The organism is Variovorax sp. PvP013, from assembly GCF_050435945.1.
In the GTDB taxonomy this organism is placed as follows: domain Bacteria; phylum Pseudomonadota; class Gammaproteobacteria; order Burkholderiales; family Burkholderiaceae_C; genus Variovorax.
The window spans coordinates 573,948-599,304 of the sequence record NZ_JBNDLF010000001.1 but is presented as its reverse complement, the minus strand read 5'-3'; the positions used below and the strand labels follow the sequence as shown (position 1 = coordinate 599,304).

The 25,357-nt window shown below is 67.9% G+C and carries 23 protein-coding genes; 9 read left to right on the top strand and 14 right to left on the bottom strand.

The window, feature by feature from the left end; genetic code table 11:
* Positions 1–40 precede the first annotated feature (40 nt).
* The 4 genes from ABID77_RS02905 to ABID77_RS02890 all read right to left on the bottom strand — a co-directional run bounded on the left by ABID77_RS02905 (position 41) and on the right by ABID77_RS02890 (position 3,396).
* The gene (locus ABID77_RS02905) at positions 41–2,149 is read right to left on the bottom strand and encodes a 3-hydroxyacyl-CoA dehydrogenase NAD-binding domain-containing protein (RefSeq protein WP_429590596.1); all 2,109 of its coding nucleotides are present in this window, start codon (positions 2,147–2,149) and stop codon (positions 41–43) included.
* Positions 2,150–2,456: 307 nt separating this feature from the next.
* Positions 2,457–2,780: a hypothetical protein gene (locus ABID77_RS02900; RefSeq protein WP_429590593.1), complete on the bottom strand. Its 324-nt coding sequence runs from the start codon at positions 2,778–2,780 to the stop codon at positions 2,457–2,459.
* Between the two features lie 24 nt (positions 2,781–2,804).
* The gene (locus ABID77_RS02895; protein ID WP_429590590.1) at positions 2,805–3,170 is read right to left on the bottom strand and encodes a hypothetical protein; all 366 of its coding nucleotides are present in this window, start codon (positions 3,168–3,170) and stop codon (positions 2,805–2,807) included.
* Positions 3,157–3,396: a hypothetical protein gene (locus tag ABID77_RS02890; RefSeq protein ID WP_429590587.1), complete on the bottom strand. Its 240-nt coding sequence runs from the start codon at positions 3,394–3,396 to the stop codon at positions 3,157–3,159. The genes ABID77_RS02895 and ABID77_RS02890 overlap by 14 nt, the downstream gene beginning before the upstream one ends.
* 53 nt (positions 3,397–3,449) lie before the next feature.
* Here ABID77_RS02890 and ABID77_RS02885 point away from each other — a divergent pair, with 53 nt between their 5' ends.
* Positions 3,450–3,836 (top strand): hypothetical protein, encoded by a 387-nt coding sequence (locus ABID77_RS02885; protein ID WP_429590584.1) that lies wholly within the window; start codon positions 3,450–3,452, stop codon positions 3,834–3,836.
* Positions 3,837–4,313: 477 nt separating this feature from the next.
* Here ABID77_RS02885 and ABID77_RS02880 read toward each other — a convergent pair whose 3' ends face one another.
* Positions 4,314–4,442, bottom strand: a complete 129-nt coding sequence (locus ABID77_RS02880) for a hypothetical protein (RefSeq protein ID WP_429590581.1) — start codon at positions 4,440–4,442, stop codon at positions 4,314–4,316.
* 61 nt (positions 4,443–4,503) lie between these two features.
* On the opposite strand from ABID77_RS02880, the gene ABID77_RS02875 reads away from it, so the two are divergent.
* Positions 4,504–5,367 (top strand): hypothetical protein, encoded by an 864-nt coding sequence (locus ABID77_RS02875; RefSeq protein ID WP_429590578.1) that lies wholly within the window; start codon positions 4,504–4,506, stop codon positions 5,365–5,367.
* Positions 5,368–5,490: 123 nt separating this feature from the next.
* Here the strand turns inward: ABID77_RS02875 and ABID77_RS02870 are convergent, their stop codons facing one another.
* The 7 genes from ABID77_RS02870 to ABID77_RS02840 form a co-directional block, all read right to left on the bottom strand.
* Entirely contained in the window at positions 5,491–5,625 is a 135-nt protein-coding gene (locus ABID77_RS02870) for a hypothetical protein (protein WP_429590575.1), read from the bottom strand.
* 421 nt (positions 5,626–6,046) lie between these two features.
* Positions 6,047–6,748, bottom strand: coding sequence for an ABC transporter ATP-binding protein (locus ABID77_RS02865; RefSeq protein ID WP_429590572.1), 702 nt, complete (start codon positions 6,746–6,748; stop codon positions 6,047–6,049).
* 2 nt (positions 6,749–6,750) lie between these two features.
* A complete protein-coding gene (locus ABID77_RS02860; protein WP_429590569.1) occupies positions 6,751–7,557 on the bottom strand; it encodes an ABC transporter ATP-binding protein in 807 nt (268 codons plus the stop codon).
* Entirely contained in the window at positions 7,554–8,909 is a 1,356-nt protein-coding gene (locus ABID77_RS02855; protein ID WP_429590566.1) for a branched-chain amino acid ABC transporter permease, read from the bottom strand. The genes ABID77_RS02860 and ABID77_RS02855 overlap by 4 nt, the downstream gene beginning before the upstream one ends.
* Positions 8,910–8,913: 4 nt before the next feature.
* Positions 8,914–9,867 (bottom strand): branched-chain amino acid ABC transporter permease, encoded by a 954-nt coding sequence (locus ABID77_RS02850; protein WP_429590564.1) that lies wholly within the window; start codon positions 9,865–9,867, stop codon positions 8,914–8,916.
* A 71-nt stretch (positions 9,868–9,938) separates the two neighbouring features.
* A complete protein-coding gene (locus ABID77_RS02845) occupies positions 9,939–11,186 on the bottom strand; it encodes a branched-chain amino acid ABC transporter substrate-binding protein (protein WP_429590561.1) in 1,248 nt (415 codons plus the stop codon).
* A 142-nt stretch (positions 11,187–11,328) separates the two neighbouring features.
* Positions 11,329–12,972 carry a 3-(methylthio)propionyl-CoA ligase gene (locus ABID77_RS02840; protein WP_429590558.1) on the bottom strand — a complete coding sequence of 548 codons (1,644 nt, stop codon included), beginning with the start codon at positions 12,970–12,972 and terminating at the stop codon, positions 11,329–11,331.
* A gap of 156 nt (positions 12,973–13,128) precedes the next feature.
* Here ABID77_RS02840 and ABID77_RS02835 point away from each other — a divergent pair, with 156 nt between their 5' ends.
* From ABID77_RS02835 to ABID77_RS02810, 6 genes are all read left to right on the top strand, one after another.
* Positions 13,129–14,673: a protein adenylyltransferase SelO gene (locus tag ABID77_RS02835; RefSeq protein WP_429590555.1), complete on the top strand. Its 1,545-nt coding sequence runs from the start codon at positions 13,129–13,131 to the stop codon at positions 14,671–14,673.
* Complete coding sequence (gene msrB, locus ABID77_RS02830; protein ID WP_429590553.1) at positions 14,670–15,104, top strand: peptide-methionine (R)-S-oxide reductase MsrB; 435 nt, start codon at positions 14,670–14,672, stop codon at positions 15,102–15,104. Before ABID77_RS02835 ends, msrB begins: the two co-directional genes overlap by 4 nt.
* Positions 15,105–15,197: 93 nt before the next feature.
* Positions 15,198–15,740, top strand: a complete 543-nt coding sequence (locus ABID77_RS02825; protein ID WP_429590550.1) for a septation protein A — start codon at positions 15,198–15,200, stop codon at positions 15,738–15,740.
* Positions 15,737–16,018 carry a BolA family protein gene (locus ABID77_RS02820; protein ID WP_429590547.1) on the top strand — a complete coding sequence of 94 codons (282 nt, stop codon included), beginning with the start codon at positions 15,737–15,739 and terminating at the stop codon, positions 16,016–16,018. The genes ABID77_RS02825 and ABID77_RS02820 overlap by 4 nt, the downstream gene beginning before the upstream one ends.
* A 95-nt stretch (positions 16,019–16,113) precedes the next feature.
* Positions 16,114–16,899, top strand: coding sequence for a foldase protein PrsA (locus tag ABID77_RS02815; protein ID WP_429590544.1), 786 nt, complete (start codon positions 16,114–16,116; stop codon positions 16,897–16,899).
* Positions 16,900–17,182: 283 nt separating this feature from the next.
* On the top strand, positions 17,183–17,893 hold the full coding sequence (locus tag ABID77_RS02810; protein WP_429590541.1) for an HAD family hydrolase: 711 nt from the start codon (positions 17,183–17,185) through the stop codon (positions 17,891–17,893).
* Between the two features lie 77 nt (positions 17,894–17,970).
* On the opposite strand, the gene ABID77_RS02805 is transcribed toward ABID77_RS02810, so the two are convergent.
* Positions 17,971–19,524 (bottom strand): methyl-accepting chemotaxis protein, encoded by a 1,554-nt coding sequence (locus ABID77_RS02805; RefSeq protein WP_429590538.1) that lies wholly within the window; start codon positions 19,522–19,524, stop codon positions 17,971–17,973.
* A gap of 188 nt (positions 19,525–19,712) precedes the next feature.
* On the opposite strand from ABID77_RS02805, the gene ABID77_RS02800 reads away from it, so the two are divergent.
* The gene (locus ABID77_RS02800; protein ID WP_429590535.1) at positions 19,713–21,140 is read left to right on the top strand and encodes a glycerophosphodiester phosphodiesterase family protein; all 1,428 of its coding nucleotides are present in this window, start codon (positions 19,713–19,715) and stop codon (positions 21,138–21,140) included.
* Between the two features lie 57 nt (positions 21,141–21,197).
* Here the strand turns inward: ABID77_RS02800 and purL are convergent, their stop codons facing one another.
* Positions 21,198–25,322 carry a phosphoribosylformylglycinamidine synthase gene (gene purL, locus ABID77_RS02795; RefSeq protein ID WP_429590532.1) on the bottom strand — a complete coding sequence of 1,375 codons (4,125 nt, stop codon included), beginning with the start codon at positions 25,320–25,322 and terminating at the stop codon, positions 21,198–21,200.
* Between the last annotated feature and the right edge of the window lie 35 nt (positions 25,323–25,357).

Genomic DNA, 25,357 nt, shown 5'->3' with positions numbered 1-25,357 from the left:
CGAAGCCGTGCCGGTGTCGCGAGCGGCGCGTTCGGCGCGTTCAGGAGAAGGTCTTGCCTTCGGCAACCCGCTGCTGGATCAGCGGTGCCGGCTCCCAGAACTTGCCGTCGTCGCGCGGATTGCGCGCGAAGCGCTTCATCGACTCGGCCACGTTGTAGAGCCCGACCTGGCCCGCGTAGTGCATCGGGCCGCCGCGCCACATCGGGAAGCCGTAGCCCGTGAGGTAGACCATGTCGATGTCGCTCGCCTTGCTGGCGATGCCGTCCTCCAGGATGCGCGCGCCCTCGTTGACCAGCGAATAGACCAGGCGCTGGACGATCTCCTCGTCGCTGATCTTGCGCGGGGTGATGCCCTCGTCCTTGCGGTGCTGCTCGATCAGGTCGTTGACGACCTGGCTCGGGATGGCGTCGCGCTTGCCCGGCTTGTAGTCGTACCAGCCGGCGCCGGTCTTCTGGCCGAAGCGACCGAGCTCGCACAGCTTGTCGGCCGTGCGGCTGTACTTCATGTCGGCGCGCTCGGTGGCGCGGCGCTTGCGGATCGCCCAGCCGATGTCGTTGCCCGCGAGGTCGCCCATGCGGAACGGTCCCATCGCGAAGCCGAACTTCTCGACCGCCCGGTCCACCTGCTGCGGCGTCGCGCCCTCGTCGAGCAGGAAGCCGGCCTGGCGGCTGTACTGCTCGATCATGCGGTTGCCGATGAAGCCGTCGCACACGCCGGAGACCACGGCCGTCTTCTTGATCTTCTTGGCCAGCGCCATCACGGTGGCCAGCACGTCCTTGGCCGTCTTCGCGCCGCGCACCACCTCGAGCAGGCGCATCACGTTGGCCGGGCTGAAGAAGTGCATGCCGACCACGTCCTGCGGTCGCTTCGTGAAGGCGGCGATCTTGTCGACGTCGAGCGTGGAGGTGTTGGAGGCCAGGATGGCGCCGGGCTTGGCGACGGCGTCGAGCTGCCTGAACACCTGTTCCTTCACGCCCAGTTCCTCGAACACCGCCTCGACGATCAGGTCGGCGTCCTTGAGGTCGGCGTAGTCGAGCGTGGTGCTCAGGAGCGCCATGCGCTCCTCGTACTTCTCGGCCTTGAGCTTGCCTTTCTTGACCTGCGCCTCGTAGTTCTTGCGGATGGTGGCGATGCCGCGGTCCAGCGCCTCCTGCTTGGTCTCCAGGATCGTCACCGGGATGCCGGCGTTGAGGAAGTTCATCGAGATGCCGCCGCCCATGGTGCCGGCGCCGATCACGGCGACCGCCTTGATCTCGCGCTTGGGCGTGTCCTCGGGCACGTCGGGGATCTTGCTGGCGGCGCGCTCGGCCATGAACAGGTGGCGCAGGGCCAGCGATTCGGGCGTGAACATGAGTTCGGTGAACAGGCGGCGCTCCTCGGCCAGGCCCTCGTCGAACTTCTTGCCGCTGGCCGCGGCCTTGACGGCATCGACGCACTTGAGCGGCGCCGGGTAGTTCTTCGACATGCCGCCGACCATGTTGCGGGCGAACTGGAAGTAGGCGTCGCCCTGCGGGTGGCGGCACGGCAGGTTGCGCACCAGCGGCAGGTCGGCCGGATCGCGCCCGCCGACCGACTTGGCGTAGATCACCGCCTCGTCGAGCAGCGACTCGCGCGACTGCGCCATGGCGTCGAACAGCTTCTGGCCCGGCAGGCCGGCGAGCACCTCGCTCTTGACGGCCTCGCCGCTGACGATCATGTTGAGCGCGGTCTCCACGCCCAGCACGCGCGGCAGGCGCTGCGTGCCGCCGGCGCCCGGCAGCAGGCCGAGCTTGACCTCCGGCAGCGCGACGCTGGTGCCCGGCGCGGCCACGCGGTAGTGGCAGCCCAGCGCGAGTTCGAGCCCGCCGCCCATGCACACCGAATGGATCGCCGCCACCACCGGCTTGGGCGAGGCCTCCAGCGCCAGGATCACGCTGAGCAGGTTCGGGTCCTGCAGCGCGCGCGGCGTGCCGAACTCCTTGATGTCGGCGCCGCCGGAGAACGCCTTGCCGGCGCCGGTGATGACCACCGCCTTGACCGCGTCGTCGGCGTTGGCCTGCGCCAGCCCCTCGGTGATGCCCTGTCGCGTGGCATGCCCGAGTCCGTTGACCGGCGGGTTGGCCAGCGTGATCACGGCGACCTCGCCGAGCACTTTGTATTCAGCCGTCATGCTGTGCGTTCCTTCGATGGTGAGAGAGGTTGCGGGAATGGATGGAAGACGACGGCGAGGGCGAGGCCGGTGGCACGCCCAGGTGCCGCGCCGGCCGCGGCAATCTCCGCGAAAGGTTCCCGAAGGAGAAAAGAACGAGTGTTCTTTTGCGTGAAATTCTAGGCATTCGACGCGGTCCGGACCATCGGGTCAGTCCCTGCCGCGACATGGGCTGGGCGGGAGGAAAACTCATGGGCCAGCTACTGGGCGTCGTCGAGTCCTACCAGAGCAATGCCGGCAGTATTGAGCGTGGCGAGGATCTTGTCTTTCACTGGATCGTCCTTCTGGTGGTTGGTGATCGATTGGTAGGTGACTTCCGCCGCTTCTCTCCGGCCTGATCGTCAAATGGTAGGGAGAGGTTTTTCGCGATCGTGTATTTCTGCTTCCACAGCCGCGACGCGCTGTCGCTCCAGATGAAGTGGTCGTCGTAGACCTCACGCGGCCAACAGCTGTCGGGCTTCAGGGTGCGCAGCGCCTCGCAGATCTGGTCGAATGACAACTTCGCCGCAGTGCCGGTGAAGCACCAGGGCAGCCAGGTCGCGAGGAGGCCCGGCGGCTTGCGCAGGTCGTCGGGCGCGGCGTTGGCCTGCACGACCTTGATCTCTTCTTCGTTGCCCTACGCGTTGACGAGCATGCCGACGCCGCCCTCCGGCTTCCCGGCGCCCGGCTCGTCGAGCAGGATGGCCAAGTGGTCGTACTGCAGGTTGGTCGCGATGCGGCTGTGCTTCTTCCCGCGGCTCTCGCCGTTTGCGACGATGGGCGCGTACATCAGGCCGGTGGACACGTGGATGGGCTCGACGTTCGTGTCAGCGATGGCTGCATCCAGGCGCGCGAGCAGCGCGGCGGCCTCGTCGCTGGCCTTCGCCATGCGGCTGTTGAAGACGATGTCGACGAGCGTACGGCCAACCTCGTAGCGCGCGTTCATGCAGTTCGCGCCGATCCACTTCGCGCCCAGTGCGGCGGCGCTGTTAGCGCTTGACATGCTGGCCTGCGGCGTTCTTGGGGTGCCCTGCCGGCGGCAGCTTGTCACTCAGCGACGGCGCGCCGGCTGCGAGTTGGTCGCCCGGGTACAGCACGCCGTTCATGACGATGTCGTCGGTAGCGCCGCACACGTCGCGGATGGTGTACCTACTTCCGTCCCTGGTAATGTTCGATGCGTTGACAACGCTGACGATGTGTACGCGCCGCTTAAGACTCTTGCCTGCCATATGCATTCCCTTTGTTTGAGATGTTCTGGGATGCCAGGAAGGCTCTAGCGAGCATGAATTTCAATCTGTCTCAGCAATACAAAGTGCCAACGTCAACCACCGCGCAAATCCACATTGCATTTTTTCGCATGAACTATCGAATTTTTTATCACCCCTCAGCCAGCAACGACAGCCACGCAGCAATCGCAACACTAAACAATGTTCAATTTAAAAATGCAGAGCATTACATAGATACAAATAATATCCGCATCCTAAATGACGTTTCGATTATTTTTTCATCTGAAACCGACTTACTAAGCGCGCTCAAATCAGGCAATATTTATGAGCTTCATACAGATGAGGGGAAAAAACTTTTAATAACCATTTCTCAACAGAATGGCTTAACTAAAAACGATGCAAATCAATACACCATGTATGCATCAGAGATATCAACGATTTAGTCGCGCCCCATCGCTTACGCTCGTTCGCCATAGCCGACTGCAGGCTTTTCGTGAGGATTGGCTGACTATTAGCGTCGAGCAGGCACTCCGTCTGGACGCAGTAGCAGCGGAACCGATTGCCGTTGGTGGCGTAGAAGGCACGGACATCTTCGCGCGAGTAGATACGGCCCGAGCGTGACGCGTGCCACGTGCGCGTCGTGGGCTTGAAGGCCGAGGTCCAAGGCAGCGCCGTCTTAATGCCTATCTGCTCCTTTGCGTTCTCGCTCACGTCCAGCCGCTCCATGATCTCGGCGCGCACCGCCTTCGGGTTCTTGCCCTCGACCACCGCGCGGCCTATGAGCCCGCCAGGTCGGAGCGGGTCTGTGAGGTCAGGCCGGTCCAGTACTCTTTCGAGCGCACTCGGGCGATCTGCGCGCGCGTGCGGTACGGCTTGCTGAAGACGACCGCTTGGTCTGCGCCGCCGCGTTCATAGGCTTGCTAGAAGTCTTTGAAGGTCAGCGTGCACTTGTAGCCGCAGGACTTCCAGGCGCCGGGCCGCTTGCCATCTAGGCCCATGGGAAAGGAGAACATGACCTCACGGGAGCGGATGGTGTCGGAGTCGGTCATGCCGACTCATGCTAGGGAGTGATAGCTCTTAGGATCAGTGCCTTCTCACCTTCTACCCCTTATGGCCAAACTTTCCCGCTTCGCATTTTTAGCCTTTCTCGCAAGCATCGTATGTGCTTCTTCCGTAGATGCAGAGCCCACCGAAGCCAAATCGTTGGCTCCTACATTTTCTTATCTCATTGATGAGCAAAATAAGCATCTTTCACGCATAAGCGACCAACTGCAAACCGTCATATCTGGCTTGCAAAAAGATGAAGGACAAGCCAAAAGTGAAGAAGCGAAAAACAAAATTGAGATTGAGGATCTAGAAGCGCAAAAAGATATGGCCCACTGGGCAAAGTGGATGTTTTGGATTACCTTGGTTAGCTCTTTTGGAGCTTTAGTAAGTCTCTATTTGTTATTTGGAAGCTTGCGTCAGAACCGCGCTTCAATCAAAGTTGCAAGCGATGGCTTAGATTTGGCCAAAACAACTTCTGAAGCACAACTCAGGGCCTACGTGGGTATAACAATTGACGAGTCTTACAAAGATCTTTTTGTCTATCCTCCGCGCCCCCATCTCACTTTAATTTATAAAAATCATGGCAGCACACCTGCTTTATTTTTAGGCACAGCCCGCGGGTACGAACCAAAACCTATCGACAGTTCTCACGAATATAACTACAAACATAAAATTGCTGACCCAAAATTAACGCAGATTCTTATGCCTGGCCAAGAGGTGAGATTAGAGCATGTATTTTTTGGAGACATAATGTCCACACTCATGCTAGTCCCCCTCCAAAAAAGTATGCTTCATGTAAATGCAATAGCAACTTACCAGGATGTTTTTGGCAATGCCCGCAAAACAACATTCAGATTCATTATTTATTGCGGTCCAAACAAAAAAGTTATGGGTTATTTGAGCGACGATGGGCAAAGTGCAACTTGAAAGACACCTCAAGCAAATATTCTTGCCTAAGGATGCATCGGTCCGTTGAATGCCCGTGCCGCAGCATCGACTTGGTCGTCGTACTTCCCAAACGGGAACAGCTGGCACTCGTCCGTGAACGCCTTATGACCCGCGCACCATCACAACATTGCTGGCGTTAATTTGGCTCGACAGCGGATCGGCCTGCGTCATCTTGTCCCATAGCTCCGGGCTGAAGTGCATGCTGTGGCCAGCCAGCAGCGCGGCGAGCACCTGCACCTGACTCTTGCCGGCCTGCCCCGGGTCTTACGGCAGGCTCTGCTTGTGGGCGCGACCGTCGCGCACCGCCGTGTTCTTGATAAGGGCGTCGCGCTAGTTCGTCTCGTACTGCTCGCGCACTAGGTCGGCGATGACGAAGCGCCTGTCGGCCATCCGGCCCAAACGCGCATTGGTAGTGAAGTCGCCCGATGCTGACGCGCCCAGGTCCCACCGCCGCACCACTTCACCACGTTCGCCGACACGGCCTCTACGATCTACAGCATGTCGGGCTGGATGACACCGCCGTCGGGCGTCGCCGGCCGCTGGCGGTACTGGCCGGCGGAGACGTAAGGCGACGCCTTCCCCATACGGCGCAGGTCCTCGGCGTTGTACTTCTACAAGTCTGGTTTAGACCACGCAAACCATGCAGGTCCCGCAGCCCTCACACCTCCAGCCATTCCTTCCGCGTCGCCGCGTCGGCGCGCAGTCCGTCGGGCGTGCCGTCGAAGACGATGCTGCCGTGGCCCATGACCAGCGCGCGGTCAGAGATCTGCATGGCGATGGTCAGCTTCTGCTCGATCAGCAGCACCGACACGCCCCGGTCCTTCAGCCGGCGCAGGTACTCGCCCACCAGCTCGACGATCTTGGGCGCCAGACCCTCGGTGGGCTCGTCGATGATGATCAGGTCGGGGTCGCCCATGAGCGTGCGGCACAGCGTGAGCATCTGCTGCTCGCCGCCGGAGAGCACGCCGGCCTCGGTGTGCTGGCGCTCCTTCAGGCGCGGGAACATGGCGTACATGTCGTCGAAGGACCAGCGGCTGGCCTTGGCCGCCTTGGCGCCCTTCTGGCCGAGCATCAGGTTCTGGTGCACCGTGAGCTTGGGGAAGATGTCGCGGTTCTCCGGCACGTAGCCGATCCCCAGGTGGGCGATCTCGTAGGCCTTGCGGCGCAGGATGTCCCGGTCCTTCCAGCGCAGCGTGCCCTCGGCGTGCACCAGGCCCATGATGGCCTTGGCGGTGGTCGAGCGGCCCGAGCCGTTGCGCCCGAGCAGCGCCACGATCTCGCCCGCGCCGACGGAAAACGACACGCCGTGGAGCACGTGGCTCTTGCCGTAGTAGGCGTGCAGGTCCTGCAGCTGCAGCATGCTCAGTGCCCTCCCTGCGCGTCGGCCACAGAGGAGCCCAGGTAGGCCTCCTGCACGCGCGCGTTGGCGCGCACGGCGGCCGGCGTGTCGAAGGCGATGACCTCGCCGTAGACCACCACAGCGATCTTGTCGGCGAGGCCGAAGACCACGCCCATGTCGTGCTCCACGGTCAGCAGCGTGCGGCCCACGGTCACCTCCTTGATGAGCGCGATGAAGTGCGCGGTCTCGGTCTTGCTCATGCCGGCGGTCGGCTCGTCCAGCAGGATCACGCCGGCACCGCCGGCGATGGTCACGCCGATCTCCAGCGCCCGCTGCTCGGCGTAGGTCAGGTTCATGGCCAGCACGTCGTGCTTGGGCTCCAGGCCGACCTGGCGCATCAGCTCCTCGGCGCGCGCGTTGGCGTCGTCCAGCCGAGAGAGGAAGCGCAGGAAGGTGTAGCGGTAGCCCAGGCTCCACAGCACCCCGCAGCGCAGGTTCTCGAACACGCTGAGCTTGGGGAAGATGTTGGTGATCTGGAAGCTGCGCGACAGGCCCAGCCGGTTGATCTCGTACGGGCGCAGGCCGTCGATGCGGCGGCCGTCGAGGCGCACCTCGCCGCTGGTGGGCGCGAGGCGGCCGCTGATGAGGTTGAACAGCGTCGACTTGCCCGCGCCGTTCGGTCCGATGACGGCGATGCGTTCGCCCGCGCGCACCGCCAGGTCGACGCCGCGGATGATCTCGGTCTTGCCGAAGTTCTTGCGCAAGCCCTTGAGTTCGAGCGCCCAGGCGCCCTCGCCGCCGGCCGCCGGGGTGGACGTCCCGCGGCTCATCGGGCGGCTCCCTCGGCGGGGGTGGCGCGGTGGCCCAGGCGGCGCTGGATCTCGGCCTCGATCGCCTCCTGCGCCTGGCCCCAGGCATGCACGAAGCGCCGCCGCACCAGCTCCAGCAGCACGCCGCCGACCACCAGCAGGGCCGCCGCCAGCGCCCAGCTCGACGCGGCGGAGGTGTCGAGCGTGAAGCCGAGGAAGCGCAGGTTCGGTCCGAGCGCGGCGTTGAGCTGCATGTGATAGATCATCTCCACCAGCGCCGCCGCGCCCGCCGCCGCCAGCGCGCCGGTGACCAGCAGCCCGGCGTACAGCGACCAGAACGGACCGAATCGGCCGAAGCGCGCCACCCGCAGGTTGGTCATGACCAGGCTGGCGACGCCGCCGGGGGCGAACATCACCATGAACATGAAGACCAGGCCGAGGTAGAGCAGCCAGGCCTTGCTCAGCTCCGACAGCAGGATCGAGGCGAACACCAGCAGCACGGCGCCGATGATGGGCCCGAAGAAGTAGGTCGCGCCGCCCAGGAAGGTGAACAGCAGGTAGCCGCCCGAGCGGATGCCGTTCAGGCTGTCGGAGGCGTTGACGATCTCGAAGTTGATGGTCGCCAGCCCGCCGCCGATGCCGGCGAAGAAGCCCGCGATGATGAAGGCCGTGTAGCGCACGCGCTGGGTGTTGTAGCCGATGAACTCGACCCGCTCGGGGTTGTCGCGTACGGCGTTGAGCATGCGCCCGAGCGGCGTGGCGGTGAAGGCGTACATCAGTCCGGTGCAGACGAAGCAGTACACCGCGATCAGGTAGTAGACCTGGATCTGCGGGCCGAACGTGAGGCCCAGGAACGGCGTGCCGTAGACGCGATTGGTGGTGATGCCGCCCTCGCCGCCGAAGAAGGTCGGGAACATCAACGCCATCGACGCCACCAGCTCGCCCAGGCCGAGCGTGATCATGGCGAAGGTGGTGCCCGACTTCTTGGTGCTGACGTAGCCGAACAGGACGGCGAAGAACATGCCGCCCAGCCCGCCCACCAGCGGGACGAGCACCAGCGGCACCGGCAGGCTGCCCTTGGCCGCGAGGTTCATGGTGTGGATGGCGATGAACGAGCCCAGGCCGGTGTAGACCGCGTGGCCGAAGCTCAGCATGCCGCCCTGCCCCAGCAGCATGTTGTAGCTCAGGCAGATGATGATCAGGTAGCCGATCTGCGAGAGCATGGTGAGCGCCAGGCTGCTGCGGAAGACCAGCGGCGCGACGGCCAGCACGAGGGCGAACAGCCCCCACGTCAGCACGCGCGTGGCGTTGAAGGGCTTGACGCCGTAGCGGTAGCCGGCGGGCCGGACGGCCCCGGATGCGAGGGTGTTCATGGCGTCAGTCCTCTCGCGTGCCCAGCAGGCCCTTGGGCCTGAAGATCAGGATCAGCACGAGCAGCAGGTACGGCAGGATCGGCGCGACCTGCGAAATGGTGAGCCGCAGCAGTTCGTAGCCCGGCGTCTGGTCGGTGACGGCCACGCCCAGGGCCTGCAGGCCGGTGGCGAGCGACTGGTCCATCGCCACCGCGAAGGTCTGCACGATGCCGATGAGCAACGACGCCAGGAAGGCCCCGGCGAGCGAGCCCATGCCGCCGACCACCACCACCACGAAGATGATCGAGCCGACCGAGGCCGCCATCGCCGGCTCCGTGACGTAGGTGTTGCCGCCGATCACGCCGGCGAGCGCCGCCAGTGCCGCGCCGCCGCCGAAGACCAGCATGAACACGCGCGGCACGTTGTGCCCGAGCGCCTCCACCATCTCCGGGTGCTTGAGCGCCGCCTGGATCACCAGCCCGACCCGCGTGCGCGTGAGCAGCAGCCAGACCGCGCCGAGCATCAGCAGCGCCAGCAGCATGATGAATGAGCGCGACTTGGGGAACTGCGTGCCGTAGAGCGTGAAGAGCGGTCCCTGCAGCTGCGTCGGCAGGCCGTAGGGCACGGTCGAGCGGCCCCACAGCAGCTGCACGATCTCCAGGATCAGGTACGACAGCCCGAAGGTGATGAGCAGCTCCGGCACGTGGCCGAACTTGTGCACCCGCCGCAGGCTGTAGCGCTCGAAGGCCGCGCCCAGCGCGAAGACGATCGCCGGCGCGATCACCAGCGCCGGCCAGAAGCCGACCAGTCCGGAGATCGTGTAGGCCAGGTAGGCGCCCAGCATGTAGAAGCTGGTATGGGCGAAGTTGAGCACGCCCATCATGCTGAAGATCAGCGTCAGCCCGGAACTCAGCATGAACAGCAGCAGGCCATAGCTCACGCCGTTCAACAGCGAGATGGCGAAGAATTCGACGTTCATCGATCGGTGGGAAAAGGTTCAGGCCGGTGCCTGGGCAGGCACCGGGGCCGCGCGCGGGAGCGTCGTCGCCTTCAGGAAGGCCGCTTCATCTGGCAGGACGTCGGCGTGCTGGCCACGTAGGCCTCGTAGTATTTCACCGGGTAGAGCGTGTAGCCGGTGTTCTCCGGGCTGTACGGGTTCTTGGCGTCGGTCTTCTGCCAGCGCGTGATCCACAGGCCCTGCTGGAGCTGGTGGTCCGTCTTGCGCATCTCGACGTCGCCGTTGAAGCTCTTGAACTTCAGGCCCTCGAGCACCGGCGCCACCTTCACGGGCTCGGTCGACTTGGCCTTCGCGAAGCCCTCGCCGAGCATCGCGAAGACGGTGTAGATGTCGGTGGTGTAGAGGTCGTCGTTGAAGCGCTTCTTGTAGTCGGCCATCAGCGCGGGCATCACGCCCGGCGCGTTGTAGTGGCTGTAGCCGACCGCGTAGACCTTGCCGGCGGAGGCCGCGCCCATGGCCGTGGGGGTGCCGGTGGTCACGGCGTAGTAGGTGTAGAACTTGACGTCGAGCCCGGCGTCGTTGGAGGCCTTGATCAGCAGCGCCAGGTCGGAGCCCCAGTTGCCGGTGATGACCGTGTCGGCGCCCGACTGCTTGATCTTGGCGATGTAGGGCGCGAAGTCGCGCACCTGGGCCAGCGGATGCAGGTCGTCGCCGACGATCTGCACGTCCGGGCGCTTGGCCTTCAGGTTCTCCTTGGCGAACTTGGAGACCTGCTGGCCGTGCGAGTAGTTCTGGTTGATCAGGTAGACCTTCTTGACGTCGGCCTGGTCCTTGATGAAGGTGGTGAGCGCTTCCATCTTCATCGAGGTGTCGGCGTCGAGGCGGAAGTGCCAGTAGCTGCACTTGCTGTTGGTCAGGTCGGGGTCGACGGCGGCGTAGTTGACGAACAGCACCTCCTTGCCCGGGTTGCGCGCGTTGTGCTTCTCCAGCGCGTCGATGATGGCCAGCGCCGGGCCCGATCCGTTGCCCTGCACCACGTAGCGCGCGCCCTGGTCCATGGCCGAGCGCAGCGCGCTGGTGGTCTCCTGGGGGCTGAGCTTGTTGTCGATGCCGATGATCTCGAACTTCACGCCGGCGACGTTCTTCTTGTTGAACTCCTCGGCCAGGAACTGGAAGCTCTTGAGCTGGTTGGTGCCCACCGCGGCCATCAGGCCCGACAGCGGATCGAGCCAGGCGATCTTGACGGTCTCGCCCTGCTGGGCCAGCGCCCCCGTGGTGCCGAGGGCGACGAGGGCCGCGGCGGCGAGGGCCGATCGCGTTGCGTTCACTGCGAAAGTCATGCGTGTCTCCGGGATGGTTCTGGTCTGCGGCGCAGGTTACAAGCCTTGGTCGGAGCACCCCTCAGGGAATGCCCGTAACGCTCCCGCGACAGGGCCTCCAGTTATCGCCAACGCGACAGACGTCCCCCGGGGACCGGCCCGCTCAGACCCCCGGCAGCACGTAGCCACGCAACTGTTCGCGCAGCTTCGTCTTCAGGATCTTGCCGGTCGCGCCGATCGGGATGGCGTGGAGGAAGATCACGTCGTCGGGGATCTGCCACTTGGCCGTGCGGCCCTGGTAGAAGGCCAGCAATTCCTCGCGCGTGACCTCGCTTCCCGGACGTCGCACCACCGCCACCACCGGGCGCTCGTCCCACTTCGGGTGCGCCACGCCGATGCACGCGGCCATCGCCACGCCCGGGTGCGCGACGGCGATGTTCTCGATGTCGATCGAGCTGATCCACTCGCCGCCGGACTTGATCACGTCCTTGCTGCGGTCGGTGATCTGCAGGTAGCCGTCGGCGTCGATGGTGGCGACGTCGCCGGTGGGGAACCAGCCGCGGCCCTGGGCGTCGGGCACCAGCGGGTCGCCGCCCTCGCCCTTGAAGTAGGCCTTCACGATCCACGGTCCCTTGACCAGCAGGTCGCCGTAGGCCTTGCCGTCCCAGGGCAGCTCGTCGCCCTGGCCGTCGACGATCTTCATGTCGACGCCGTAGATCGCGCGGCCCTGCTTCTGGCGGATCGCGTCCTGCTGGTCGGGCGGCAGCGCCAGATGCTTGTTCTTCAGCGTGCACAGCGTGCCCAGCGGGCTCATCTCGGTCATGCCCCAGGCATGCAGCACGTCGACGCCGTAGTCCTGCTGGAAGGCGTGGATCATGGCCGGCGGGCAGGCCGAGCCGCCGATGACGGTGCGCTTCAGGGTCGAGAAGCGCAGGCCCTCGGGCTTCATGTGCCCGAGCAGCATCTGCCAGACCGTCGGCACGCCGGCGGCGAAGGTGACGCGCTCGCGCTCGATGAGTTCGTAGACCGACCGGCCGTCGAGCGCCGGACCGGGGAACACCAGCTTGCAGCCGGTCAGCGCGGCCGAGTACGGCAGGCCCCAGGCGTTGACGTGGAACATCGGCACCACCGGCAGCACGGCGTCGCGCGCGGACAGGCCCATGACGTCGGGCAGCGCCGCCGCGTAGGCGTGCAGCACGCTGGAGCGGTGGCTGTAGAGGGCGGCCTTGGGGTTGCCGGTGGTGCCGCTCGTGTAGCACATGCTGGAAGCCGTGTTCTCGTCGAAGGTCGGCCAGGCGTAGTCGTCGCGCTGCGTGCCCATCCACGCCTCGTAGCTCACGAGATCGGGCACGCCGCTGTCGGCGGGCAGGCGGTCGGCGTCGCACAGCGCGATCCATCGGCGCACCGTGGGGCAGCGCGCGTGCACGGCCTGCACCAGCGGCAGGAAGCTCAGGTCGAAGCACAGCACCTGGTCCTCGGCATGGTTGACGATCCAGGCGATCTGGTCGGGGTGCAGGCGCGGGTTGACGGTGTGCAGCACGCGGCCCGACCCGGAGACGCCGTAGTACAGCTCCAGGTGCCGGTAGCCGTTCCAGGCCAGCGTGGCGACGCGGTCGCCGAAGGCCAGCCCCTCGCCGTCGAGCGCGTGGGCGACCTGCCGCGCGCGCCGGGCGATCTCCGACCAGGTGCTGCGGTGGATGTCGCCCTCCACGCGCCGCGAGACGATCTCGCCGTCGCCGTGGTGGCGGTCGGCGAATTCGATCAGCGACGAGATCGACAACGGTTGGTCTTGCATCAAACCCAGCATCGGGTGTCTCCTGTGATTGGAATCGGGAAAGCGAAGAATGCCGATCGGCGTGGTCCGGCCGACCGATCGGTCATTGTTGCGCGCTGCAATGTCGCGGCGTAGGGGGATTGCCCGCAAGCATCCGGGCGACACCCGCCTGCGGGGAAAATCCCGCCGATGAGTCCGCTCCATTCCGACGATCGCGTCGCCTCCATCGCCACCGACGCCACGACCGCGCCCGCTCCGGACGCCCCGCACGAAGGCATCGGCGGGATCGCCTGGACGCGGCGCTTCGCCGCGCTCGGCCCGGCCTTCTTCACCCACCTGCGCCCGACGCCGCTGCCCGCGCCCCGTTGGGTCGGCCGCAGCGAGGCCGCGGCGCGCGAACTCGGCCTCGCGCCGGGCTGGTTGGGCACCGAGGAGGCGTTGCAGGCGCTGACCGGCAACCTCGTGCTGCCCGGCAGCGATCCGCTCGCGAGCGTCTACAGCGGCCATCAGTTCGGCGTCTGGGCCGGGCAGCTGGGCGACGGCCGCGCGATCCTGCTGGGCGAGACCGCCGGCGGTTTCGAGGTCCAGCTCAAGGGCGCCGGCCGCACGCCCTACTCGCGCGGCGGCGACGGCCGCGCCGTGCTGCGATCGAGCATCCGCGAGTTCCTCTGCAGCGAGGCCATGCACGGTCTGGGCATCCCGACCACGCGCGCCCTGTCGGTCACCGGGTCCGACCAGCCGGTGCGCCGCGAGGCGATCGAGACCGCCGCCGTGGTCGCGCGCGTGGCGCCGAGCTTCATCCGCTTCGGCCACTTCGAGCACTTCGCCGCCGCCGGGCGCATCGACGAACTGCGCGCCCTGGCCGATCACGTGATCGACCGCTTCTATCCGGCATGCCGGACCACCGACGCCTTCGGCGGCAATGCCTACGCCGCTTTCCTCGAGGCGGTCAGCGAGCGCACGGCGGCGCTGATGGCGCGGTGGCAGGCGGTGGGCTTCTGCCACGGCGTGATGAACACCGACAACATGAGCATCCTCGGGCTCACCATCGACTACGGCCCGTTCCAGTTCCTCGACGGCTTCGACCCGGCGCACGTCTGCAACCACAGCGACACCCAGGGCCGCTACGCGTTCAACCAGCAGCCCAACGTCGCCTACTGGAACCTGTTCTGCCTGGCGCAGGCGCTGCTGCCGCTCATCGGCGAGCAGGACGTCGCCGTCGCCGCGCTGCAGTCGTACAAGACCGTGTTCCCGCGCGAGTTCGACGCCCGCCTGGGCGCGAAGCTCGGCCTGGACGACGCCGGTGCCGACGACCGGCCGCTGATCGACGACACCCTGCGGCTGCTGGCCGTCGAGCGCACCGACTGGACGATCTTCTGGCGCCGCCTCGCCGATGCCGCCGCGACCGGCGACCACGCCCCGGTGCGCGACCTGTTCGTCGACGTCGCGCGCTTCGACGCCTGGCTGCCGCTGCTGCTCGAACGCCGCGCGGCGGCCCCGTCCCGGACGCCGGCCGGTCGGGCGGCGGCGATGCGTGCGGTCAACCCGAAGTTCGTCCTGCGCAACCACCTGGGTCAGCAAGCCATCGAGGCGGCGCAGCACGGGGACTTCTCCGTCGTCGCGACCTTGCTCCGCGTGCTCGAATCCCCATGTGAAGACCACGCCGGCCACGATGCGTTCGCCGGCTTCCCGCCCGACTGGGCTTCCACGATCGAAATCAGCTGCTCGTCATGACCAACTCACGCTCATCCCACGTTCCCAGGATCCAGAAGACCGACGCCGAATGGAAGGCCATCCTGGCCGAGAAGGGCGCCGAGCGCGCCGCCTTCGAGGTCACGCGCCACGCCGCCACGGAGCGCCCCTTCACCGGCAAGTACGAGGCCGAGTGGGCCGACGGCACCTACCACTGCGTGTGCTGCGGCGCCAAGCTGTTCGACGCCGCCACCAAGTTCGACGCCGGCTGCGGCTGGCCGAGCTTCTCCAAGGAGGCCGTGCCGGGCGCCATCACCGACATCATCGACCGCTCGCACGGCATGGTGCGCACCGAGAACGTCTGCACCAACTGCGGCGCCCACCTGGGCCACGTGTTCCCCGACGGCCCGACCGAGACCGGCCTGCGCTACTGCATGAATTCGGCCTCGCTGGAGTTCGAGCCGAAGGCCTGAGGCCCGCCGCCGGCCGACGGGAGCGCCGGGTTGCCCCCGCCCGCCGGTCGGCTTCGTCCGGACCGGGGACGCGAACAGGTTCCAATACCCCTCATGAAATTCCTGCTCGACTTCCTTCCCATCCTGCTGTTCTTCGGCGCCTTCAAGCTCGCCGACATCTATGTCGCGACCGGCGTGCTGATGGCCGCGACCGTGGTGCAGATGGCCATCACCTACGCCATCGAGCGCCGCCTGCAGACCATGCAGAAGGCCACGCTGGTGCTGATCCTGCTGTTCGGCAGCCTGACGCTGCTGCTGCACGACGAGCGCTTCATCAAGTGGAAGCCGACCGTGCTCTACGGCGCCATGGCCATCGCCCTGGCCGTGGCGATGTGGGGCTTCCGCAAGAACTTCCTGCAGACCATGCTCGGCGCCCAGCTGCAGCTGCCCACGCGCATCTGGACGCACCTGAACATCGCCTGGATCGGCTACTGCCTCTTCATGTCGGCGCTCAACGCCTACGTGGCGGTCTACTTCAGCACCGAAGCCTGGATCAACTTCAAGCTCTGGGGCTATGCCTTCCCGCTGGTGTTCCTGGTCGCGCAGGGCCTCTACATCTCCCCCCACCTCAAATCGGGCGACCAGCCTTCCGCATGAACGACGCCTCCCCCACATCGCCGCCGAGCGCGGCCGACCTCGACGCCGCGTTGCGCGCGGCCCTGCGGCCCACGACGCTGGAGGTCATCGACGAGAGCGCGGCCCACGCCGGCCATTCCGGCGCCAACGGGCTGGGGCGCGGCACCCATTTCCGGGTCCGCATCGCCACCCCGCTGTTCGAGGGCCGCACCCGGGTGGCGCGACATCGCCTTGTGTATGATGCCCTGCGTTTTTTCATCGACCAGGGCGTCCACGCCATCGCCGTCGAAACGCTCTGACGAAGCGTCCCGGATCTCCCGGCGTCCGACGCGCCATCTCCCCCTCTCTTCCACCCTCCCTCCCTTCTCCTTCCTCGACTGCAGAAGCACATCCCATGAAGAAACAACTCCTGAAGACCGTTGCGGCCACCCTCGTCCTGGGTGTGGCGTCCGCGGGCGCCCTCGCCCAGAACATCGCCATCGTCAACGGCAAGCCGGTGCCCAAGGCGCGGGTGGATGCACTGGCGCAGCAGCTCGCCGCCAGCGGCCGCCCGGTCACGCCGGACCTGGAGCCGCAGCTGAAGGAGGAGATCATCGCCCGCGAGGTCTTCATGCAGGAAGCGCAGAAGCAGGGCCTGGAAGCCACGCCCGAGTACCGCGCCCAGCTCGAACTCGCGCGCCAGGCGATCCTGATCCGCACCCTGTTCGACACCTACCGCAAGCAGAACCCGGTGACCGACGCCGACGTCCAGGCCGAGTACGACAAGTTCGCCGCGGCCAACGGCGGCAAGGAATACAAGGCGCGCCACATCCTGGTCGAGACCGAGGCCGAGGCGCAGAAAATCATCGCGGACCTGAAGAAGGGCGCCAAGTTCGAGGACATCGCCAAGAAGCAGAGCAAGGACCCGGGATCGGGCGCCAACGGCGGCGACCTCGACTGGGCCAACCCGTCGAGCTTCGTGCCCGAGTTCTCCGAGGCCATGATCAAGCTCAAGCCGGGCGAGACCACCCCCGCGCCGGTGAAGTCGCAGTTCGGCTACCACGTCATCCGTGTCGACGAAGTCCGCTCGGCCCAGCTGCCCAAGGTCGACGAGGTCAAGCCACAGGTCACGCAGCAGCTGCAGCAGCAGCGCCTGCAGAAGTACCAGGAAGACCTGCGGGCCAAGGCCAAGATTGAATAGGCACTCGACCCCCAGTCTTCGCGCACTTCGTGTCGCTTCGCCGACCCCCTTGCAGGGGGCGACACCAGAGGCCCGGCGAAGCCGGTTCCTCGTGTCCTGGGATCACCCCCAGGCTTGCGCACTTCGTGTCGCAGCGCCTCCCCCCTTCAGGTGGCGACACCAGAAGCCCGGCGAAGCCGGTTCCTCGGTGTCTCTGGCGTGAATCGGCTCGCCTGACGGCTTTGCGCTCGGCTGTCGTTTCAAGCGGCCTGGAATTTGTTCTTCAACCGTGGACATGTCGTCGATGACGTCGTCGAGCCGGCGGGTAAACTGCATCCTGAGCGACTGCGACGGGGTGATCGTCGACAGCGAGGCGATCGCCGAAGAGGTGACGCTGGGCGCGTTGCGCGTCGCCTTCGGGCGGCCGGACCTGGAGGGCTTTCCGGTCGAGCTGGTCGGCCGGCGGCTGGTGGAGGTCGTCCGGTTCATGGAGGAGCGCGTGGGGATCGCGCTCGCGCCCGACGCGCGGACCGCGCTGCTGCGGGCCATCGACGCGGAAGTGGCCGAACGCACGAGCGCCATTCCCCATGTGGCCGAGGTCTACCGCGCGTTGAGCCTGCCGGTGGCGGTGGTGTCGAACAGCGCCTTCCCACGCCTGCATCGCAGCGTCGAGCGCGCCGGGCTGCTGCCGCTGGTGGGTGAGCACGTCCACAGCGCCGAGGACGTGGGCCGGCCCAAGCCGGCACCGGACGGCTACCTGCACGCGGCGCGCCGGCTGGGCGTGGCGCCCGCCCATTGCGTGGTGGTCGAGGACAGCGCGACCGGCGTGCGCGCCGCCCACGCCGCCGGGATGCGGGTCCTGGGGTTCCTGGGCGGCAGCCACGTCGTCGCCGGGCAGGCGGCCGTGCTGACGGCCGCGGGCGCTGTGGCGGTCTTCGCCGACATGCGAGAGCTGCCCGGCCTGCTGGCCGATCTCGCGCGGGACGCCGTCGACCCGGAACCGCTGCCGGCCTGAGTCCGGGCGCCGGGTCCGGCGGTCACCGGTGGCGGTCCGCGCGACCCTTCCGAGTCGTCCCAGGCCGCGGCCGCGGGTCATGCCGGCAGGCCGCCGCCCTCCAAACGGAAGCGCCGCACGGTGCCGGCGAGCTGGCCGGCCTGATCGCGCAGGCTCTGCGCCGCCGCGGCGCTCTCCTCGACCAGCGCGGCGTTCTGCTGGGTCATCTGGTCGAGCATCGACACGGCATCGTTGACCTGGCCGATGCCCAGGCTCTGCTCGCCGGCGGCGGCGGTGATCTCGCGGATCATCTGCGACACGCGCCGGGCCGATTCGACGGTGTCCCGGATCGTGTCGCCGGCCTCGGTGACCAGCGTCGCGCCGGCGTCCACGCGCTCGACCGAGGCGCCGATCAGTTTCTTGATCTCGCGGGCGGCCTCGGCCACGCGCTGCGCCAGGATGCGCACCTCGCTGGCCACCACCGCGAAGCCGCGGCCCTGCTCGCCCGCCCGCGCCGCCTCGACGGCGGCGTTGAGCGCCAGGATGTTGGTCTGGAACGCGATGCCGTCGATGACGCCGATGATGTCGACGACGCGCCTGGACGACTCGTTGATGCCGCCCATCGTGGCGACGATCTGCGAGACGACCTCGCCGCCGCGCTCGGCGGTCAGGGCGGCGGCGGCCGCCAGTTCGTCGGCCCGCTGCGCGGCCTGGGCGCTCTGGCGGATCGTGGCGGTGAGTTCCTCCATCGTCGCGGCGGTCTCCTCCAGGCTGCCGGCGGTCTGCTCGGTGCGCAGGCTCAGGTCGTGGTTGCCCGAGGCGATCTCGCCGCTCGCCAGGTCGATGTTGTCGGTCGAGACGCGGATGTCGCGGATCATGCCGGCCAGCGCGCCCTGCATCTCCGCCAGGGCCGCCAGCAGCTGGCCGGTCTCGTCGCGGGCGGTGTTCGCCGGCAGCGCGCTCAGGTCGCCGGCGGCCACCCGCTGGGCCTGCGCCACGGCGTCGCGCAGCGGCACCGTCACGCTGCGCGTGATCGCCAGCGCGAAGAATCCCCCCAGCAGCAGCGACAGCACGCCCAGCGCCAGCAGGTAGCGGCAGGCCGTGGCGGCGGACGACTCGATGTCGCGCGCGGTCTGGTCGATCTGGTCGCGCTGGAGCTGCAGCAGCGTCTGCAGGCTGGCCAGGTACTCCTTGCTGACGGGAATGAACGAGGCTTCGAACATCTGGCTGGCCTGGGCCGGATCGGTCGTCTTGAGTGCCGCGAGGCGGTCGCGCACGTCGACGTAGTTCTTGCGGATCTCCCCCAGCCGCGCGAATTCCCGCTTCTCGGCCTCCGTGCGCAGCAGCGCCTCGACCTGCTTCTGCATGGACGAACTCATGCGGCTGGACTCGGTGGCATCGGGCGCGAAGAAGGTGGCGAGCCCCGGGTCGGCGCTCTTCGCGATGGCCGTGGTCCGCCGCACGCTGGTGTGGATGGTGCGGTACCAGTCGGACACCAGGCGCTCCTTGGCCAGCGGCTCGGTCATCAGACCGCGCGTGGCGGCGGTGTTGCCGTCCAGGCGCCACCAGGCGATGGCGGTGATCACCGCCAGCAGCAGCAGCACGCTCGCGAACCCGGCCAGCAGCCGGGTCCTGATCTTGAATTGGTTCATGAGGATGGCGCCGGAGGAGGCGCTGCAATGCGTCGGGAGGAACGACCGGAGCGGTCTTTGGCAGGGATGTGCATTCCTTATCGACAGGCCGCGGGACTTCTTGATGGGCGGGCGTCACGGGTCGGTCACCGGCACGGTCTAGCATCCGCGCGCGCTCCCGCACCCCGTTCCACCTCCGACTGCACCGCATGACCTCCTCCACCGCGTTATCCGCTCCCGCGTCGCCGCGGCGTCCCTTCCGCCTGTCCGCCGTCCTGGCCGGCGCTCTGCTGGCGAGCGCCTGCGGGGGCGGTGACGGCGATGGCGGCGCCTCCTCCGCTGCCGCGACCGGCATCGCGCCGCTCAAGACCCTGGACGGCGGTGCGCCCTTGGTCATCGGCCACCGCGGACTCCCCGGCCTCTACCCCGAGGAGACCCGCGCCGCCTACGAGGCCGCCGCCGACGCGGGCGCCGATGCGCTGGAGCTCGACCTGCACCTGACCAAGGACTGCGTCCCGGTGGTGCGCCACAACCCCTGGCTGGCCGACAACACCAACATCGCCCAGGTGGCGGCCGGCAACGCCGCCGTGGCCGGCCGCAAGCGGACCGTGCCGGGCGTGCAGGTCGACGTGAAGTACCCGGCGATCGCCGCCAACGGTCCGTCGCGGTACCTGAGCGACCTGACCGACCCGAACGACCCGAGGTCGGTGCTGAAGTCACTGGTGGTCGATGGCGAGGACCACACCGGCGACTGGTCGATCACCGACTTCACGATGGCCGAGCTCAGGCAGTGGATCGGCGGCACCGCCTACGACGCCCGCTCGCAGCGCCCGAGCGAACTCGACGGCAAGCTGCCGATCCTGAGCTTCCAGGAGGTCATCGACATCGCCCGGGCCAAGGGCGCCGCGTCGGGCCGCACGATCACGGTGTACCCCGAAAGCAAGAACCCGTACTGGAACAACGCGCAGGCGATCGCCAACGGCTGCGGCGCGGCCGGGAGCCATCCGTTCGAGGACGCCATCCTGAAGGTCATGCGGGCCAACGGCCTCGACCGCAAGGACGCGCCGATCTTCGTCCAGAGCTTCGATCCGGCGAGCCTGAAGTACCTCCGCTCGGCCGGCATGACGGCCCGCGCGGTGCAGCTGGTGGACGGCAACGACATCGACTTCCGCACCGGCGCGATGATCTACGTCACCGACGACGCCTCCACCTTCGTGAGCGCCCGGCCCTACAGCTGGACCCTGGCGGGCGACCCGCGCACCTTCGGCGCGATGCTCACGCCGGCCGGCCTGGCGGAGATCGGGACCTACGCCGAGGGCATCGGCCCGTGGAAGCCGCAGGTGATGGCGCACACGATCGTGCCGTTCAGGACCTCGTCGTCATCGGCCACCGGCACGCTGGCCGAGGTCACGAACGTCGCGCCCACGAGCCTGATCGCCGACGCCCACCGGGCCGGACTGTTCGTGCACGCCTTCACCTTCAGGAACGAGCCGCAGTACCTCGCGGGCGTCTACAGGGGCGATCCGGCGGCCGAGTACGCGGCCTACTTCGCCGCCGGCATCGACGGCGTCTTCACCGACTTCGCCAACACCGCCGTCGCGGCCCGCAAGGCCTACCTCGCGAGCACCGGGCGCTGAGCCGTCGTGGCGGCCGGACGCCGCGCGCGGGTCGGCGGGCACCCGGCGGCGTGACGCTCAGCCGACCCAGCGGCGCGCGTTGCGCCAGATCCCCATCCAGGGGCTGTGCGCGGCGCGTTCGCCGTCGGTCCAGCTCATCTGGATATTGCGGAACACGCGCTCGGGGTGCGGCATGACGGCGGTGAAGCGGCCGTCGGCGGTGGTGACCGAGGTCAGGCCGCCGGCGCTGCCGTTCGGATTGAACGGGTAGCGCTCGGTCGGCTGGCCGTGGTTGTCGACGAAGCGCATGGCCGCGATGGCGCGCCCGGCGTCGCCGCGCCGCTCGAAGTCGGCGTAGCCCTCGCCGTGCGCCACCGCGATGGGCAGGCGCGTCCCGGCCATGCCGGCGAAGAACAGGCTGGGCGACTCCAGCACCTCGACCATCGACAGCCGGGCCTCGAAGCGCTCGCTGCGGTTGGTGGTGAAGCGCGGCCAGGCGTCGGCACCGGGAATGATGTCGGCCAGCTCGGCGAACATCTGGCAGCCGTTGCACACGCCCAGGCCGAAGGTGTCGCTCCGGCCGAAGAAGGCCTCGAACTGCGCCGCGAGCCGCGGGTTGAAGGTGATGCTGCGCGCCCAGCCGATGCCCGCGCCCAGCGTGTCGCCGTAGCTGAAGCCGCCGCAGGCGACCACGCCCTTGAAGTCGGCCAGGTCGGCGCGGCCGGCCTGCAGGTCGGTCATGTGGACGTCGAAGGCCTCGAAGCCGGCCTCGCCGAAGGCGTAGGCCATCTCGACGTGCGAGTTGACGCCCTGCTCGCGCAGGATGGCGACCCGGGGGCGGGACTGGAGGATGGCGGGAGCCTGGGCGGTGCAGGCCTCGGCCTCTTCCGGGGGGACGGGAAGGAAGACGTGCAGGCCGGGATCGGTCGGCTCGCCGGCGGCGGCGTGCTCGGCGTCGGCGCACTCGGGGTTGTCGCGCTCGCGGGCGATCTTCCAGCTCACCGAGTCCCAGACCTGGTGCAGGTCGTGCAGGCTGGCGCTGAAGACCGACTTGGCGTCGCGCCAGACTTCGACCTTGCCCTTGCCGGCGGCCAGGGTGGAGGCGTCGGGCCGGGTCTTGCCGACGAAGTGGCTGTGGGTGCTCAGGCCGTGGGCACGCAGCACCTGCATGACCTCGTTGCGCTCGGCGGTGCGCACCTGCAGCAGCACGCCCAGTTCCTCGTTGAACAGCGCCTGCAGCGTCAGCTCCTCGCGCCGCGCGCTCACCTGGCCGGCCCAGTTCTTGGCGTCGCCGTACTCGGCGCGGCTGTCGGAGATGCCGTCGCCCTCGGTGATCAGCATGTCGACGTTGAGCGCCACGCCGACGTGGCCGGCGAAGGCCATCTCGCAGGCGGTGGCGAACAGGCCGCCGTCGCTGCGGTCGTGCAGCGCCAGGATGCGGCCCTCGGCGCGCAACGCGTTGACGGCGCGCACCAGGTTCACCAGGTCCTCGGGGTGGTCGAGGTCGGGCACGCCGTCGGCGACCGGGCAGCCGCTCTGGCCGAGCGCCTGCGCCAGGATGCTGCCGGCCATGCGGCGGCGGCCGCGTCCCAGGTCGACCAGCACCAGCGTGGTGTCGGCCTCCTCGCGGTCGAGCTGCGGCGTCAGCGTGCCGCGCACGTCGGCCAGGGTGGCGAAGGCGGTGACGATCAGGCTGACCGGCGAGGTGACCTTCTTGGCCTCGCCGGCGTCGTTCCACTGCGTGCGCATCGACAGCGAATCCTTGCCCACGGGGATCGAGATGCCCAGCGCCGGGCACAGCTCCAGGCCGACGGCCTTCACGGTCTCGTAGAGCGCGGCGTCCTCGCCCGGCTCGCCGCAGGCCGCCATCCAGTTGGCCGACAGCTTGACGCGCGAGAGCTCGAACGGCGCCGCCAGCAGGTTGGTGATGGCCTCGCCCACCGCCATGCGTCCGGAAGCCGGCGCGTCGAGCGCGGCCAGCGGCGTGCGCTCGCCCAGGCTCATGGCCTCGCCCGCGAAGCCGGCGTGGTCGGCCAGGGTCACGGCGCAGTCGGCCACCGGCACCTGCCACGGCCCGACCATCTGGTCGCGGTGCGTGAGGCCGCCCACGGTGCGGTCGCCGATGGTGACCAGGAAGCGCTTGGACGCCACCGTCGGGTGCGAGAGCACGTCGATGGCGGCCTGCTGCAGCTCGACGCCGGTCAGGTCGAGCGGCCGGAACGTGCGCTCGACGGTCTTCACGTCGCGCAGCATCTTCGGCGGCTTGCCCAGCAGCACGTCCATGGGCATGTCGACCGGGTGGCCGTCGACGTCGCCGGCGCCGTCGGCCACGACCAATCGGCGCTCCTCGGTCGCGACGCCGACGACCGCGAACGGGCAGCGCTCGCGCTCGCAGAAGGCCCGGAACTGCGCCAGCGATTCCGGCGCGATGGCCAGCACGTAGCGCTCCTGGCTCTCGTTGCACCAGATCTCCTTGGGCGCCATGCCGGATTCCTCCAGCGGCACGGCGTCCAGGTCGAAGCGCGCGCCGCGGCCGGCGTCGTTGGTGAGTTCCGGGAAGGCGTTGGACAGGCCGCCGGCGCCGACGTCGTGGATCGCCAGGATCGGGTTGGCCGCGCCCTGCTGCCAGCAGTGGTTGATGACCTCCTGGGCGCGGCGCTCGATCTCGGGGTTGCCGCGCTGCACCGAGTCGAAGTCGAGCTCGGCCGCGTTGGCGCCGGTGGCCATCGAGCTGGCGGCGCTGCCGCCCATGCCGATGCGCATGCCGGGGCCGCCCAGCTGGATCAGCAGCGAGCCGGCCGGGAACAGGATCTTCTTCGTCTGCGAGGCATCGATGCTGCCCAGCCCGCCCGCGATCATGATGGGCTTGTGGTAGCCGCGATGCTGGATCTCGGCGGCGCCGTCGGCGCCCCGGCTGTCGATGGCCAGCTCGTACTCGCGGAAGTAGCCCAGTAGGTTGGGCCGGCCGAACTCGTTGTTGAAGGCGGCGCCGCCCAGGGGGCCCTCGGTCATGATCTGCAGCGGGCTGGCGATGTGCGCCGGCCGGCCGTAGTGGCCCGCCTCCGGCCAGAGCTTCGAGACCGTGAAGCCGGTCAGGCCGGCCTTGGGGCGCGAGCCGCGCCCGGTGGCGCCCTCGTCGCGGATCTCGCCGCCGGCGCCGGTGGAGGCGCCCGGGAACGGCGAGATGGCGGTCGGGTGGTTGTGCGTCTCGACCTTCATCAGCACGTGGGCCAGCGTCTCCTCCTTGCGGTAGGCGCCGCCCGAGGCGGCCGGCACGCCGCCGTCGGCGGAAGCGTCGGGTGCGCGCGGCACGAAGCGCTCGATGCGCCCGCCTTCCATCACCGAAGCGTTGTCGGCATAGGCGACCACCGTGTGCTGCGGGTTCTGGCGCTCGGTGTGGCGGATCATGCCGAACAGGCTGTGCGGCCGGGCCTCGCCGTCGATCACGAAGTCGGCGTTGAAGATCTTGTGGCGGCAGTGCTCGCTGTTGGCCTGGGCGAACATCATCAGCTCGACGTCGCTCGGGTTGCGCCCGAGTTTCGTGAAGGCGTCGACCAGGTAGTCGATCTCATCGGCGGCCAGCGCCAGGCCGAAGGTGGCGTTGGCCTCGACCAGCGCGGCGCGGCCCCCGCCGAGCACGTCGACCTGCGCCATCGGCGGGGCCGGCAGTTCAGCGAAGAGCGCCGCCGCGTCGTCGATGCCGCCCACCACGGATTCGGTCATGCGGTCGTGCAGCAGCGCCGCCACGGCCGCCGAGGCCTCGGCGCCGAGCATCGGCTGGGTGCCGCGCGCCTTGTCCAGCAGGCCGTCGAGCAGCGGCGCCTTCAGCGCGATGCGGTAGAGCACCACGCGCTCGACGCGGCGCAGCGCGAGGCCGCAGTTGTGGGCGATGTCGGTCGCCTTGGAGGCCCAGGGCGAGACGGTGCCCAGGCGCGGCGTGACGACCAGCGACACGCCGTGCCTCGACTCGGGCGCCTCGTAGCCCGGCCCGTAGTCGAGCAGCGCGGCGAAGCGTTCGCGCGCGGCGGCGTCGGGCGCGGTCTCGGTCACCACCAGGTGCACGAAGCGCGCGGCGATGGCGGCGATGCGCGGCTCGATCTCGCGCAGGCGGGGCAGCAGCTGGCGGGCGCGGAAGCCGCCGAGCGCGCTGCCGCCCTCGAACACGGTCACGATGGGCGGGGCGGTGTGGATGGGCTGCGTCACGGTCGGTGGGCCGGCGCGGAGGCCGGCGGGAGGGA

Bases quoted from the DNA above. Each gene is read 5' to 3' on its own strand.
- ABID77_RS02905 (WP_429590596.1), bottom strand. From the start codon at position 2,149: ATGACGGCTGAATACAAAGTGCTCGGCGAGGTCGCCGTGATCACGCTG.
- ABID77_RS02895 (WP_429590590.1), bottom strand. From the start codon at position 3,170: ATGTCAAGCGCTAACAGCGCCGCCGCACTGGGCGCGAAGTGGATCGGC.
- ABID77_RS02890 (WP_429590587.1), bottom strand. From the start codon at position 3,396: ATGGCAGGCAAGAGTCTTAAGCGGCGCGTACACATCGTCAGCGTTGTC.
- ABID77_RS02885 (WP_429590584.1), top strand. From the start codon at position 3,450: ATGAATTTCAATCTGTCTCAGCAATACAAAGTGCCAACGTCAACCACC.
- ABID77_RS02880 (WP_429590581.1), bottom strand. From the start codon at position 4,442: ATGACCGACTCCGACACCATCCGCTCCCGTGAGGTCATGTTCTCCTTT.
- ABID77_RS02875 (WP_429590578.1), top strand. From the start codon at position 4,504: ATGGCCAAACTTTCCCGCTTCGCATTTTTAGCCTTTCTCGCAAGCATC.
- ABID77_RS02865 (WP_429590572.1), bottom strand. From the start codon at position 6,748: ATGCTGCAGCTGCAGGACCTGCACGCCTACTACGGCAAGAGCCACGTG.
- ABID77_RS02860 (WP_429590569.1), bottom strand. From the start codon at position 7,557: ATGAGCCGCGGGACGTCCACCCCGGCGGCCGGCGGCGAGGGCGCCTGG.
- ABID77_RS02855 (WP_429590566.1), bottom strand. From the start codon at position 8,909: ATGAACACCCTCGCATCCGGGGCCGTCCGGCCCGCCGGCTACCGCTAC.
- ABID77_RS02850 (WP_429590564.1), bottom strand. From the start codon at position 9,867: ATGAACGTCGAATTCTTCGCCATCTCGCTGTTGAACGGCGTGAGCTAT.
- ABID77_RS02845 (WP_429590561.1), bottom strand. From the start codon at position 11,186: ATGACTTTCGCAGTGAACGCAACGCGATCGGCCCTCGCCGCCGCGGCC.
- ABID77_RS02840 (WP_429590558.1), bottom strand. From the start codon at position 12,972: ATGCTGGGTTTGATGCAAGACCAACCGTTGTCGATCTCGTCGCTGATC.
- ABID77_RS02835 (WP_429590555.1), top strand. From the start codon at position 13,129: ATGAGTCCGCTCCATTCCGACGATCGCGTCGCCTCCATCGCCACCGAC.
- msrB (WP_429590553.1), top strand. From the start codon at position 14,670: ATGACCAACTCACGCTCATCCCACGTTCCCAGGATCCAGAAGACCGAC.
- ABID77_RS02825 (WP_429590550.1), top strand. From the start codon at position 15,198: ATGAAATTCCTGCTCGACTTCCTTCCCATCCTGCTGTTCTTCGGCGCC.
- ABID77_RS02820 (WP_429590547.1), top strand. From the start codon at position 15,737: ATGAACGACGCCTCCCCCACATCGCCGCCGAGCGCGGCCGACCTCGAC.
- ABID77_RS02815 (WP_429590544.1), top strand. From the start codon at position 16,114: ATGAAGAAACAACTCCTGAAGACCGTTGCGGCCACCCTCGTCCTGGGT.
- ABID77_RS02810 (WP_429590541.1), top strand. From the start codon at position 17,183: ATGACGTCGTCGAGCCGGCGGGTAAACTGCATCCTGAGCGACTGCGAC.
- ABID77_RS02805 (WP_429590538.1), bottom strand. From the start codon at position 19,524: ATGAACCAATTCAAGATCAGGACCCGGCTGCTGGCCGGGTTCGCGAGC.
- ABID77_RS02800 (WP_429590535.1), top strand. From the start codon at position 19,713: ATGACCTCCTCCACCGCGTTATCCGCTCCCGCGTCGCCGCGGCGTCCC.